Source organism: Olivibacter sp. LS-1 (assembly GCF_008245145.1).
GTDB classification, from domain to species: domain Bacteria; phylum Bacteroidota; class Bacteroidia; order Sphingobacteriales; family Sphingobacteriaceae; genus Olivibacter; species Olivibacter oleidegradans.
On sequence record NZ_CP041643.1, the window covers coordinates 4,084,455 to 4,099,639 of the forward strand.

At 41.4% G+C, this 15,185-nt stretch carries 8 protein-coding genes; 6 read left to right on the forward strand and 2 right to left on the reverse strand.

Going from position 1 to position 15,185, the window contains the following annotated elements:
• Positions 1-9 precede the first annotated feature (9 nt).
• Genes FKG96_RS16815 through FKG96_RS16825 form a run of 3 tightly spaced genes read left to right on the forward strand, consistent with a single transcriptional unit; the run spans position 10 to position 5,600 of the window.
• Positions 10-3,105, forward strand: coding sequence for a TonB-dependent receptor (locus FKG96_RS16815; RefSeq protein ID WP_149105717.1), 3,096 nt, complete (start codon positions 10-12; stop codon positions 3,103-3,105).
• A 19-nt stretch (positions 3,106-3,124) separates the two neighbouring features.
• The gene (locus FKG96_RS16820; RefSeq protein ID WP_210421312.1) at positions 3,125-4,714 is read left to right on the forward strand and encodes a RagB/SusD family nutrient uptake outer membrane protein; all 1,590 of its coding nucleotides are present in this window, start codon (positions 3,125-3,127) and stop codon (positions 4,712-4,714) included.
• 19 nt (positions 4,715-4,733) lie between these two features.
• Complete coding sequence (locus tag FKG96_RS16825) at positions 4,734-5,600, forward strand: hypothetical protein (protein ID WP_130855814.1); 867 nt, start codon at positions 4,734-4,736, stop codon at positions 5,598-5,600.
• Between the two features lie 39 nt (positions 5,601-5,639).
• Here FKG96_RS16825 and FKG96_RS16830 read toward each other — a convergent pair whose 3' ends face one another.
• Together FKG96_RS16830 and FKG96_RS16835 are read right to left on the reverse strand one after the other, a co-directional pair.
• A complete protein-coding gene (locus FKG96_RS16830) occupies positions 5,640-6,719 on the reverse strand; it encodes a Gfo/Idh/MocA family protein (protein ID WP_149105718.1) in 1,080 nt (359 codons plus the stop codon).
• A gap of 67 nt (positions 6,720-6,786) precedes the next feature.
• A complete protein-coding gene (locus FKG96_RS16835) occupies positions 6,787-7,008 on the reverse strand; it encodes a hypothetical protein (protein ID WP_130855813.1) in 222 nt (73 codons plus the stop codon).
• Positions 7,009-7,159: 151 nt separating this feature from the next.
• Between FKG96_RS16835 and FKG96_RS16840 the strand changes: the two genes are divergently transcribed.
• The 3 genes from FKG96_RS16840 to FKG96_RS16850 all read left to right on the forward strand — a co-directional run bounded on the left by FKG96_RS16840 (position 7,160) and on the right by FKG96_RS16850 (position 15,177).
• Positions 7,160-7,360, forward strand: coding sequence for a hypothetical protein (locus FKG96_RS16840; RefSeq protein WP_130855812.1), 201 nt, complete (start codon positions 7,160-7,162; stop codon positions 7,358-7,360).
• A gap of 247 nt (positions 7,361-7,607) precedes the next feature.
• Positions 7,608-12,887: a translocation/assembly module TamB gene (locus tag FKG96_RS16845; protein WP_130855811.1), complete on the forward strand. Its 5,280-nt coding sequence runs from the start codon at positions 7,608-7,610 to the stop codon at positions 12,885-12,887.
• Positions 12,877-15,177, forward strand: a complete 2,301-nt coding sequence (locus FKG96_RS16850; RefSeq protein ID WP_246860295.1) for a BamA/TamA family outer membrane protein — start codon at positions 12,877-12,879, stop codon at positions 15,175-15,177. Before FKG96_RS16845 ends, FKG96_RS16850 begins: the two co-directional genes overlap by 11 nt.
• Positions 15,178-15,185: the final 8 nt, after the last annotated feature.

Below are 15,185 nucleotides of genomic sequence, written 5' to 3' on the forward strand. Positions count from 1 at the left end.
AACATGAATATGCTAACATTCAAAAAAACCATTAAACAGCTTGGATTATGGGCTCTTTTACTGCTATTTTCAGTACAATTGACATTCGCCCAACAAGCAATTAGAGGGAAGGTGGTCTCTACGGAAGACCGACTTCCTATTCCAGGGGTAAGTGTAAAAATCAAAGGGACCGCTCAGGGTATATCAACCGACGAAAACGGTAATTTCTCCATTAATGCCAACGTTGGCCAGTCATTGATATTTTCCTATATCGGTATGCAAGAAAAGGAAGTAAAATTGACATCCGCTGCACCTATTAACGTCGCGCTCGAGCCAACAACAGGAAATCTAGACGAGGTAGTAGTGGTAGGCTATGGCGTGCAGCAGAAAAAGTTGATAACCGGTGCCTCTGTTCAAGTAAAAGGCGATGACATTCAAAAGCAAAGCACAACCAATGCACTGCAAGCTTTACAAGGACAAACACCGGGGGTTCAGATTAGTTCAACCTCCGGACAGCCGGGAGAAAGCATGCGTGTCATCATCCGGGGTGTCGGAACGATCGCCAATGCCAGTCCACTTTACGTAGTAGACGGTGTTTTAACAAACGACATCAGTTACCTGAATCCCAACGACATCGCCTCCATGGATGTGCTAAAGGATGCTGCTTCTGCGGCTATTTATGGCTCACAGGCCGCCAATGGCGTGATACTCGTTACTACTAAAACAGGTAAATCGGATCAGCCCGCACAAATTTCCGTGGACACTTATACCGGCTTACAAAAATTGGCAAGGAAAATCGATATGCTCAATGCCAAACAATACGCCATTATTATGAACGAAGGAGCTATTAACGCCGGAAAAGTGCCTTATTTTACGAATGAAGAGATAACCAATCTCGGAGAAGGGACCATGTGGATGGACGAAATGTTCAAGGATAATGCATTAACGCAAAATTATTCGCTAAGTGCACAAGGGGGCAGTACAAAATCAACCTATTCGACTTCCTTTGCGTATACGTCGCAGGAGGGAATTGTAGGAGGTAAAAGTTTATCCAACTATGAGCGTTTCAATTATCGCATCAATTCAGAACACAACTTATACAATGACATTATACGGTTAGGAGAACATCTCACATTTACCTATTTGAACAGTAACGGGATTGGGGTAGGAAATCAATACAACAACTCGTTAAGGGGGGCTTTCAATACCAGTCCTTTGGTGCCAATGTACGATGAAGAGGGGAATTTCTATGACAACACCAATTCCTCATGGAACACCGGTGAGGCAAACCCTTATGCAACCATGTATTATGGCAATCAAAATGATCGCAATAGTCAGCGTTTATTTGGCGATGTTTATTTAATAGTAGAACCTATGAAAGGCCTACGTTTTAGAACCAGCTTAGGGCTGGACTATAATGTTAATGAAAGTAGATCTTTTACCCCCATATATAGGCTTTCTGCTTATTCTTTCAATGATTTTTCCAGAATTAATCAAAATATGGGAAAGAATAAATCCCTCCTATGGGATAATTTACTTAGTTATACGTTCGATATAAAAGACGATCACCACTTTGAGGCCATGGTTGGATCTTCGGCCTTTCAATACGATGGATCGAGTATCTGGGGAGCCAATATAAATGCGGTCTTCAACGATCTAGAGCACGCCTGGTTATCTAATGCCACCAACGCTAATGATGCAGCACAGATGACTTTAAGGGGCGCACCCGATGATGCGGATAAGCGTATGTCTTATTTTGGACGGCTTAACTATAACTATAAAGGCACGTATTTATTAAATGCGACCTTTAGAGCGGATGGTTCATCGCGATTTGCGCGCGGTAATCGTTGGGGATATTTTCCGTCCATTTCTGCCGGTTGGGTTATCTCCAACGAGGCTTTTGCAGAAAGCACCAAAAACTGGTTGGATTTCTTTAAACTAAGGGCGAGCTGGGGACAGGTTGGTAATCAAAGAATAGATGCCTTTCAATTTATGTCGCCGGTAACATTCCTGAATACCAATTACATCTTTGGAAATCAAGAGGGTGTGCTTACACCGGGCGCCTATCCAAGTCGCTTAAGCAATGTTAACCTGAAATGGGAAACTTCGCAACAGACAAACATCGGCTTCGATGCCCGATTGTTACAAAATCGGCTGGACATTGCCTTTGATTGGTATGATAAAATCACAAAAGATTGGTTAATCCAGGTTCCCGTGTTGGCAACAGCGGGAGCAGACGGACCATTTATAAATGGCGGTGATGTGAAAAACACCGGTGTAGAACTTGCATTGAATTATCATGATCATATTGGTGAGTTTAACTACAGTGTAGGCCTTAATGGTACTTACAATAAAAATAAAGTAGGCAGTATACCCACTGCAGACGGAATTATCCATGGTGCCAACAATTTACTGTTTGCTAACTCCGGTGAGTTTTATCGTGCACAAAACGGCTTTCCCATTGGCTATTTCTGGGGATATAAAACAAATGGGATTTTTCAGACTGAAGACGAGGTTAACAGCTACCGCAATGCCAATGGTACGCTTATACAACCCAGTGCGCAACCGGGAGATGTTCGTTATGTTGATGTAAACGGTGACGGACAGATCGGCGAAACGGATAAAACCATGATTGGCAACCCAAACCCCGACTTTACCTATGGTTTCAGTATTACAGCTAATTATAAAGGTTTCGATTTAGCAATTCAGGCTTCGGGCGTGGCAGGTAATCAATTAGTGCAATCGTACCGCAATCATACGGATCCATATTCCAATTACACAACCGCCATACTTGACCGTTGGCACGGGCCGGGATCATCGAATACCACTCCTCGCATTACCGAAGATGCACGTAACTGGACTAACTTTTCTGACCTATACATTCATGACGGTGATTTCCTTCGTGTAAGTACCATTACATTGGGTTATGATTTCGGAAAAATCATTAAAAAGAATTATTTAAGAAAAGTTCGCCTATTTGCTTCTGTATTGAACGCCTTCACTTTTACGAAATATGACGGTATGGATCCGGAAATAGGATATGCCGAAGGATTTGCCAGTGGTGTCGACCTAGGTTATTATCCACGCCCAAGAACTTTTATGATTGGAACTAACATTACTTTTTAACCAATTATCTATTGAAAAAATGAAAAATTTCATTCTCTATACGCTTTTAGCGAGCACGTTAACATTAGGATCGTGCACGAAAGGATTTTTAGATACAGAGCCAATAACCGAATTGACGGATGAAAACTTTTATCGTACCACGGACGATGCATATAAAGCTCTTGTCGGCTGTTACGATGGTTTACAGATCGTTTGGGCCGGTGGCGTTAGCTTACCAGTTGCCACTGAGATCCTATCTGATAACTGCTTTGGTGGTACGGGTAATTCGGACGGCTTTGGTTATCAAATGTTGGACGAATTTGATCGGCTACGTTCACCCGCTGACCAAAATTTATTTGTTGATAATTGGATCGCCTATTATAAGGCAATCTATCGATGTAATATGCTCTTAGGAAAATTGGACGGTATAGAATGGGGAAACAAAGCCGATCTGCGTCCTGTATACGAAGCAGAAACACGTTTTATCCGTGCCTATTTGTATTTTGATATGATCCGGTTATGGGGGCACGTTCCTTTATTAACGGAGCCGAGCAATGAAAATATACCGCAAGCCGATCCTAATGAAGTTTATACGGTTATAGCCAATGATCTTAAGTTCGCTATAGAAAATTTGCCGGCAACATCTTACGCAAGCCAACCAACCGCCACTTATGGGCGGGTTACAAAATGGGCAGCTGAAAGTTTAATGGGCCGAGTGTTCCTTTATTATACAGGTTACTACAAGCAAACCGACTTGGCAGACGTGGTTGACCGTAGTGCTGCACTCAACTACTTGGAAGACGTTATCAATAACGGAGGCTTTTCGTTGGTAGAGAATTTTGCTCATCTATGGCCAGCCTCCTTAGAAAACTATGTGGGAGAGGATAATAAAGAAACCGTTTTTGCTATCAAGTATACCTTTACAAGCGACTATGATGGAAATACGGATGGTAATCATTGGATGGTTATGTTTGGCATGCGCGAGCAATGGAGTTTTCCTTATGGCAACGGATGGGGTGGCGCAACTGTCAATCCAAAGTTATGGAATGCTTATAATAGAAATGATAGTCGCAGAACAGCTTCCATCATCGCCATCGCAGAAGAGGGCATCAACTTCACCAATCAAAGTAAGCAAAGAGAGTATACCGGCTATTACAACAAAAAGTACAGCCCATTGGTAGATGAAAACGGAAACAGCATTGCCGTAAACAAAGGAGGGGTCAACTTTCAAATTGGCCAATTCCAAGATTATGTATCCATTCGTTATGCGGATGTGCTTTTAATGGCAGCAGAACTTGGAAGCCCTAACGCCCAAACTTATTTTGATGCCGTACGCAGGCGTGCTTTTGGCACTAATTTTTCCGCTCAACCGGTTAGTCAGTCGGCCATTATGAATGAGCGCAAGCTTGAATTTGCGTTAGAAGGAATTCGTTACTGGGATTTACTACGTCAAGGCGTAGACGTAGCTGCTTCAACAATCGCTGAAAGCACCACCGTATTAAACGGGGGCCAAGAAGTGCGTAAAACGATCAGTGCCGGGAAAATCAATGAAACAAACGGATTACAACAAATTCCGAACAATCAAATAACCCTGTCTAATGGTGTACTGGTTCAAAATGCAGGGTGGTAACATACTAAAGCTATTAAAAATGAAAGCAAAGAAAATAAATATAGCACTGATCGTGACTTGTATCACTATACTGACAAGCTCCTGTCAGAAAAAAGACTATCAATTGGATGAACCTTTGGATAAGTCCCAAATCCAGTTCGAAGTTGTGCAAGATTTCAATGCCGATGCAGGTGGTAATACGGTTATATTAAAAAATAACACAGCTAGTACAGTATCCATATGGGATTATCAAACCGGAAAATCAACCCGACAACAAGATACCATTCATTATGCATTTAAAGGCGATTACACGATTAAGTTTTCGGCTATGACAGGTGGTGGTATTGTTGAGGTTGATTCTGTGAAAATCACAGTTACTGAGAATAATCTCAATTATGTTAGCGATCCTATGTGGACCTATATATCCGGTGGCGCCGGTCATGAAAAAACTTGGGTGCTCGACACCGACGGCCTTTTTTTTGAGGGTCCGATGACTTTTGTTGATCCCAATAATTTCTCGACTATTTGGTGGGATGCCGGGCAAGGAATCTATCCCGACAATATGGCACGAGGAGATTATGGTGAAATGACCTTCTCGCTCTTAACAAGTCCCGATTTCCGGAACATCAAGAGGATGGAAAATAACGTTCAAGAAAAAGGCACCTATATGCTAAATATAGCCGACAAAACCTTAACGATAAACGGAGGAACGATACTCAGAGGATATAAGCCGGCTAAAAACGGTATTACCGGTGTATCTAATTGGACTACCTACGAAATTTTAGCCCTTGATGAAAACACGCTGCGATTAGGAGTTTACCGTGATAAGGATGTCGACGGTGAAGGCTTAGCGCTATTGGTATACAATTTTATAGCTAAAGACTTTGCTGAAAGTCAAAATAAGTAAAAATAGAAAGCAGGCTTCGTATGAAGCCTGCTTTCTATTTTACAATTCAACACGCTTACCTTCCATAGCTGATTTTTTTGCAGCTTCTAAAATTTCTACAACAATCACATTATTGTTTAAAGAAGACAAATCGTCGTCTGCTCGCACCTCACCTTTTAAAAGGGCTTCTAGATAGGCTAAATGATTTTCGTAATACGCGTTTGTAAGCGAAATCGATTCTGGTTTCTGATGCGAAGTATACTTCAGGAGCGTGGTCCCATTTACTGCGTGCCACTGCTCTTTCGTAGTAAACACCTGTAAATCCTTAACGCTATAAGGCCAGCACCAGGAAGCTTGGATAATCCCCGTGCTGCCATCCGCATATTCAAGAACAAGGGTAGCATCATCCTCTACTTTCGGATAAATCATGGGTTTGAGCTGTTTGGTGATAGCCATAACGGCCTTCGGTCTTTCTCCGTTTTTAAGCCAAGTCATCAAATTAGCTCCATAACACCCGAAATCCATTAAAGCACCGCCCCCATTCTTTACCGGATCAGTTAACCAATTAAGGAAATCTTCGCTACATCCTATTTCTTTAGGGCCTTCATGACCATCTTTCACCATCATTTTCCTAATAGTTCCAGCTGCTTGTTCACGAAGCAAAGCTTTGAGACGTTGGTTACTTCTATACCAGGTAGTTTCGTAATTAGTTAAAAATAGCGTGGCATTCTCTTCTGCTAATTGAGCAATCCGTGCAGCTTCCCCCGTATTGGTCGCTAAAGGCTTTTCTACCATGACGGGTATTTTGAGCGGCATGCATAATTCAGCAACCTGTACATGCTCATTCGTGGGATTGTACGCGAGTACAACGGTTGGCTTTACATGTTGTAATAAGGTAGCAAGATCTTTGTAAAACAGATTCCCCGGAATTTTATACCTTGTTTGCATTCTTCGCACTAACTGTTCATCTGATTCAGCTATTCCTACTATATCAACTTTCCGTTGCTCATACAAATTCAGCAAAAGATGTACATGGTCATGGTTTAGGCCAGCCACGGCAACTTTTAATACCTCCCTACTGAATAGATGGTTAGGCATAAGCAAAACAATAGCAAGCGTTACTTTAAATAATAGATTCATGAGTGTATGGCTATTCTGTCAGGCTAAAGGTAGTGATTCAGGCAAACAAAAAGCCATTGTATCCTAATTATTGCAATTGCTCCGGTCTAACAATGTTGCGGACAATCCATTCTTCCCTGTCATTTATATTGCTTCTTTCCAGAAAAACGGTATAAGTATGTACACGGCCATCCTCCCCTTCTATATCGACACTCGTTTTGAATTCAGTTTCACTCGAGGCCTCATTTTCCTGAATGAGTTGGTGAATGTGACTGCAAACCCAGTCCTTAATCTCTTTATCTGTATGCATATCAAAAAGCTTCTTCCCTATTAATACAATTTAACAAGCGCTTTGTTGTTGACTTTATCTGAGATAAAGGATGAATTAGGCTAAACCTTTTGTCCAAAAGCGTGTTTAGAGTTAAGAATGTAAAAACAGCTCAGATGGACGCATTAATAAAATGACAGGAAGAGAGAAAATGGTAGATAATGATAAAAACAGCAGTAAAACGAAGGCTGAAGAGGATTATGTGGCACATAAAGAAAATCCAGGACCCTCACCGGAAGCATTCGAAAAAACAGACAGAGGTTCAGGAAGATTTTTATTTTTGATACTGGCGCTGATTGTCGTTATTCTGATCATTGTGTGGATGCTTACCTAAGCAGTAAAGCTGCCAATAATATCAAGTATAAAAAACAAAAAAAACGTTATTTAAAACAAGATCGGCCCTGTCTTTTATCAAAGTTTGATACCTTTGTTTTTTCTATTCTGCACAACTATTTGAGTGCTGAAGGTTTACCGGGGGAAGAGGGTCATTAACACAAACAGGTGAAAAGCAAAAGAGCGACAGCATTCGTTAGGGGTTCGAAAACACATGAATTTGGGAACACTTTTAAGAATATATTATTTTGAATAAAGTTGGAAGAATTGCACTCAAGACCATTTTATGGGTCGTTGGTAGTATCATTGGTTTAGTACTCCTGATTTTTATTTTAATTCGTATTCCAGCCGTTCAGAATTTTTTGGTCCAACAAGTAGTATCCTATCTGGAGAAAAAAATCGAAACGCCGGTTAAAATTGAAAGGGTATCGCTCGATTTACCTAAATTATTGGTATTGGAAGGTGTTTATTTCGAAGACCAAAAGAAAGATACATTGCTCGCAGGAGAGCAATTAAAAGTCGATATAAGTCTACTTAAGCTCCTAAAAAACAAAGTGGAAATAAACGAAATCGATTTAAGAGGCATTACCGTCAAGATTGACCGCACTTTACCTGACAGTAGCTTCAACTTCGATTACATTATGCGAGCATTTGTTAGTGAAGAGCAAACGCAGCCTAAGCCGGAAGATACAACCTCCAGCATGGAGTTTTCGATTGATAAGATTAATCTCAACCGTATTCGACTCGTTTATCAAGACGAAGTTATTGGTACCAATGCCGATTTCAATTTAGGCCATTTAGATACACGGATTAAGACTTTCGACCTGAACAAAATGCGTTTCGAGATTCCAAAGATCAACATCCAAGGAGTCAATACAGCTATCAGACAATGGACGGTAGCAGACTCCACAGCGATCCCATCTAGCAAAAACTTAGGAGTGGAAGCAGCCGTTGGAGAAGAGGCTCCCCTCCCCGACATTCAACTTGGCAGTGTCAGCTTAGAAGATATCAAAGCACAATACGTGGACGAAGCAAGTGCTTTAAATGCGCAAGTTCTGTTTGATCGACTTTTGGTTGATTTTAAAGACATCGATTTGAGTGGCGAGCGAATAGATATAAAACAGGCCGTATTAGAAAACAATACGGCAAAGGTATCCTTTGGAAGGATACAAAAACCAACCCCTAGCACCTTTACGCTTGATACCGGCGAAACCACACCTATAAAATGGCAAGTAAATATCTCCGACTTAATTATTGGAAAGAATAAACTTGCTTATTTTGACGCAAATCAGCCAAAAGTGGCCAAGGGCATGGATTATGGAAATCTTGATATGACGGGCGTAGACCTGAAAATGTCTGACTTTTTCTTTTCGATTGATTCGATAAGTGGGAAGCTAAACCAATTGAATTTCAAGGATAGAAGTGGCTTTACCATCACGAAAGCGGAAGCTGATTTCGTCTATACAGAAAAAGGCGCGGAGGCAAAAGACTTATACATTGAAACCCCTAACACCCTTATTCGAAACTATGCCCGGGTAAACTATCCCTCGCTGGAACAAATTACGGAGCGCATTGGCGAAATTCAATTGAATGCTAATATCCAAAAGAGTAAAATTGGAATGAAGGATGTACTCTTGTTAGTTCCGGATTTAGATACGATGGAAGTAATGAAGCCGCTACTCGGCCATACCTTTTTTGTGGACGGAAACGTAAAGGGGCGTGTTGATGATCTTCGCATAGCTAATTTGACATTTACAACCTTAGATCAAACCCGCTTGCAAGCCAGCGCACATATAAAAGGATTACCTGACATCGACAAATTCTATATCGATTTACAATTAAAAGATCTACAGACCGGAAAGCGAGACCTGGATCGCTTGGTAGCGAAGAGCATGCTGCCTGATAGCATCGAATTGCCAAAACAGCTGAACTTGAACGGTACGTTCAAAGGAGGGCTTAATCAATTTACTACCAACATGCATCTTCGATCATCTATGGGAAATGCAAATCTCCGAGCAAACTATGCCGCCCAAAGGGATACGAGTTATGATGCAGATATTACAATCCAAGATGTGAATGTAGGTCATCTGATGAAGATGGATTCAACACTTGGAAAGATATCATTTGCTGCACAAATCAAAGGGAAAGGTCTTGATCCATCTAAACTAGTAGCAGATGCCAAAGCCAAGCTGATACGTGCGGAAGCCCTGGGTTATACCTATACCAATATAAACTTAGCGGCCACAGCCAATAGTGGCGATGTAAAAGCATCGCTTAGCAGTAAAGATCCAAACATAAGCCTGGAAATGCAGGCATTTGCAAACTTGAAAGAGCGATACCCAACGTTTAACATGGATCTACTAGTGGATAGTATCAACACCAAAAATTTAAACCTGACCAACGACAATATCCGGTTTCATGGCAAATTGCTTGCTAATTTTGATTCAGCCGATCCAGATTATCTCAATGGAAAGCTGGATTTAACAAATGCTATTATCGCTTATAATACTGATCGATACGTATTAGACACGATCAGTTTGATTGCGCAGACTGACAGTAGTCAAAATCTCTTACAATTACGTTCTGAGTTTCTCCATGCACATATGATTGGATCTTATAAACTCACTTCTTTATCCTATGCTTTTCAGGATATACTAAACACGTATTATAATCCCAATCCGGCCATTAATAAAAAGACAGGCCTACCGGACACCATTCCTGCATATAGTCCTGCACAAATCGAATTTGGTGCAACTTTCAGAAGGTCACCACTCATCATCCGTGTAATGCCGGAACTAACCGAAATGCAACCTATTACTTTAGACGGCAACTTCAATAGCGAAACCAAATCGATTAACATTAAGGGTGTTGCACCGAAGGCGGTATATGCAGGCACCGATATACAAAATGTTAGCTTTGATGTCAACACTTTAGATAGTACACTCTACTACGCTGCACTTATTAATAACATTAAAGTATCCGGTATCGAAATCATGAATACACTTTTAAGCGGTACCGTAAAGAACAGTTCTATTGATGCGGGTTTGTGGATCAAAGATAAGAAAGGTAAAGAGCAATATCATTTGGGCGCTAATCTACAGGCCCGTGCCGAAGACTTTCTCTTTTCCTTAAAGGAAAACGGCCTTATGTTAAATTATGACAAATGGTCCGTTAATCCCCAAAACGCTATTAGCTTTGGCGCAAAAGGTTTATTGGCTTCTCACTTCGATCTCAGCCAAAATGGGCAAGAAATGACTATTGCATCGCAAGACTCCGTACCCAATTCACCTTTAGCCGTTAATTTCAAAAACTTTCGTATTGAAACTTTTGCTAATATGGTGGAAAGTGCAAATTTAGACTTAGGTGGCGGAATAAACGGTAATGCCTTAGTCGATCGACTCGATGGCTACCCCGTTTTTACATCCGATATAACCATCAACGACTTCTACTTTGGCAAAGACACTATTGGAGATATTGGCGTTCAAATAAATAATGCGAAGGAAAACACCTACAATGCGAATATTACTATTCAAGGAAAAGGAAACGATATTCAATTAAGTGGCGACTATATTACACCGCTTGACGCCGAATCTACGATGGATTTTGATTTGTTGGTTAATAATCTTAATATGAGTACCATCGAAGCCTTTAGTTTCGGCAATTTAAGGCGCTCATCCGGAAGCATTTCCGGAAAGCTTGATTTAACGGGAAGTTTAGATGCACCGATCATCAACGGCGATTTGATCTTTAACCGAGCCAGAATGAATATTTCCATGCTAAACGCTACGTTTAACATGGATCAGCAGCGGATTAATTTCAATGATCGAGGCATCAGCTTTAAACAATTTACCTTGACTGATAGTGTTGGTAATAAAGCGATTATCAATGGCAATATCAGAACAAAGACGTATACCGAATTTGCTTTGGGTATGGACGTAAAAGCTGATGATTTCCAGGTTTTAAATTCTACAGAGGTCGATAACAACTTATTCTATGGAAAACTGAACATCGATACCGACCTGCGTATCCGTGGCGCAGCCATGAGTCCGTCTGTGAATGGTACCTTAAGAGTCAATGAAAATACCGACATGACACTGACCATGCCAGAAACGGATCCCGGTTTAGTGGAACGTGAGGGCATTGTAGAATTTACTAGTTTGAGTCCTCGAGATAGCGCGGAGATCTTAGCGGTTTACGATACAACCGAAACGACGGGCAATACCATTACCGGGATGAACATATCCTTAAATATCGATGTGGATAGAAACGCGGCCTTTACTGTGATCGTTGATCCCGGAACCGGCGATAAATTATTTGTCAAAGGCCAGGCTCTACTTAACTTCGGTATCAATCCGGGCGGCGAGATGACCCTTGCCGGAACTTACGAAGTGGAAGAAGGTAACTATTCCCTATCCTTTAATATGATCAAAAGAAGATTTGACTTTAAAAAAGGAAGTACAATCACTTGGGGTGGCGACATTATGGACGCTGATCTTAATATGACGGCAGTTTATACCTTGCAAGCACAACCGATTGATTTGGTACAGGTTACCGGCACGCAAGCAAATTATTATCGACAACGCCTTCCTTTCAATGTCAATCTTCATATAGGGGGCAAAATGTTAAAACCCGAGATTTCTTTTGACATTGATTTGGGAACCGGCGGAAATGCCAATACGGTATCGCAAGATGTGACCCAAAATGTAGAAGCAAAACTGGCACAACTACGAGACAACCCTTCGGAGATGAACAAGCAGACCTTTGCTCTGATTGTATTAGGTAGGTTTATCGCTGAGAATCCTTTCTCCAGTGCAGGCGGATCCAGCACTGAAACGATGGTACGATCCAGCGTTAGTAGTTTGTTAACAAGTCAGCTAAATAAAATGGCCGGTGATCTAATTGCCGGTGTAGAATTGAATTTTGATCTACAATCTACTGCGGATGACTATAGCACGGGGCAAGCGCAAAATCGGACAGATCTAAACGTCGGGGTTTCAAAACGAATGTTAGATGATCGGTTGAAAGTGACCGTCGGCTCCAATTTTGAATTAGAAGGAGCTACGCAACCTGGTCAAAAGGCTACGAATATTGCGGGTGATATCTCGGTTGAATACCAATTATCAAGAGACGGTCGTTATATCGCCCGTGTATATCGAAAAAATCAATATCAGGTAACCCTACAGGGCCAATTTATTGAGACCGGGCTGGGTTTCATTATCAATATGAATTACGATGAATTCAGGGAGCTGTTTATGAGCGCTAAGCGCATTCAAAAGCTTAATGAAGAACGAGCAGAGGAGATGAAAGAGCATTTGGAAAAAAATGATGAGGAGGATGAAAACGGCCAGGATAGTGTGGAGCGCCGCAATGACCATCAACCTAAGGAGACGAAGAAAGAAGATGGGGTGGCCGAAGAAAAGAAAGAAGACATACCTGCGGATCACGTCGAAAAGTTAAACAAAGCCTACCGGAATGAGGATGAAGTTACAGAGCAAGAATCATCAGAGAAGAGCAACGATGAGAATTAAAATATACACATATATAGCGATTTCAGTACTTTTTGCTTCCTGTAGTAATGTCAAGTATTTAAAGGAAGGTGAAAACTTGTATGTGAAAGGTGAGGTGGAATTGAATAACGATTCGATTCCGGACCAGTATAGAGGACCGCTAACCGAACGACTGGAGGGGGTGCTACGGCCGCGTCCGAATAAGAAGTTTTTAGGCTTACGTACCAAACTCTATTTCTATAACATTGCCGGTCAGCCCAAGAAAAACAAAGGATTTAAACACTGGTTGAAAAATAAAGTAGGTGAACCTCCGGTATTGCTCCAAGATGTAAATGTTCCGTACAATGAAAATCTCGTCAGGAATAGGTTGGAAAACATCGGCTTCTTTAATGCTTATGTAACGACAGATACGACTATTGAAAACAGAAAGGCGACGCTGAACTATGTAGCTACGACCAATAAAATTTACCGTATCAATAAAGTAACGTATGAAGCTGACACAACTACACAGATTGGAAGGGAGTTAAAATTAGCGCAGGAAGGATCGCTTTTGGTGCCCGGTAGACCTTATAACTTGGATAGGATCATTGCGGAACGCGAGCGGATTGATAATATCCTCAAGGATAAAGGTTATTATTTTTTCAGCCCTGATCACCTTTTGGTACAGGTAGACAGTATGATTGGCAATCACATGGTAGACATGAATGTCAAACTAAAAGAGGAAACACCAAAAAATGCGAAACAACCTTATACGATCAACAACATTTTCATTTATCCGGAATATTCACTAGTTCAGGGTAATTATGAAGTGGCTACTCCCAAAGATGCCGAAGAATACAAAGGCTTTTATTTTATAGATCCACATCGGACCTTTCGAAAGTTTGCACTCGCCAGAACGATGTTTTTCCATAAAGGCGATCTTTATAACCGAGATCGGCAAAATCAAACGATTAGCCAGCTTGTCGGAATGGGAACTTTCCGCTTTGTTAAAAATAACTTTATGTTGGCCGATCGTGGAAAAAGCAATAAATTAGATGTCCATTACTACCTTACGCCACAACAAAAAAAGGCTGTACGTGTTGAATTGCTTGGTAAAACAGCTGCTGTTTACAATGGTTCCGAGGTTAACGTCAGCTGGAGTCATCGAAATGCGTTCAAAGGAGCCGAACTTTTACGTTTAACTGCTTATGGCGGCTACGAAGTGCAATCAGGTGGTGGTATCAATATCAACTCCAATTTTTACCGTTATGGTTTAGAAGCCTCCTTAACTTGGCCACGTATCATTGCTCCTTTTGGTTGGGAGCCTACGCGTCGGTTCGTCCCGCATACTACCACGCTGGTAGGCTACGAATTTCTAAATAGAAGACAGGCCTACCGTTTGAATTCGTTACGTTTTGCATGGGGCTATAACTGGCAGGAATCCGCAAAAAAAACACATCAACTGAACGTATTAGACGTTGCTTACGTGCAACCGGTAAATGTAACCCGCTTTTACGATAGCTTAGCTACAGAGTTTCCCTATTTACAAAGAGCGATCGACCGACAGTTCACCTTTGGTCCGAACTACAAATTTACCTATACCAATACCATGGAAACCGACAGGAAACATACCTTTTACTTTTCCGGTGGTTTGGATCTTTCCGCCAATACCGTTGGCTTGATTTTGGGATCAAACGTAAAAAAAGGGAAGCAAGACAGTATTTTTAACGCTGCATTTTCGCAATATATTAAAACCGAAATTGAGTACCGTCATTATATGAAACTGGGGCAAAATCGGACGCTTGCCGCTCGTGCTTTGTTTGGTTATGGTTATTCCTATGGCAATTCGACTCGACTTCCCTATGTGAAGCAGTTCTTTGCGGGTGGGCCTAACAGTCTACGTGCTTTTAGAGCCCGGGCAATTGGTCCGGGATCTTATAACCCCGAGCGATTTGGAAACGATAATTTCGTTCCGGATATGACCGGTGATATCCGCATGGAATTCAATTTAGAGTATCGGTCTAAGATTGTTAGTATATTAGATTGGGCGGCCTTTATCGACGCCGGTAACATTTGGTTACAAAATGCAGATACGGTATTTCAAGGTGGTAAATTTTCCAAGAATTTCTTTAAGGAATTAGCGGTTGGCGGCGGCGTGGGGCTCCGCTTTGATCTGACTTTCCTCATTTTAAGAACGGATCTTGCTATTCCACTCCGTATCCCTTATTTACCGGATGGCCAGCGCTGGGTTTTCAATAAAATTAATTTTAGAGACCCTGATTGGCGACGTGATAACTTGGTCTTCAACTTGGCTATTGGTTATCCGTTTTAGTTATACGT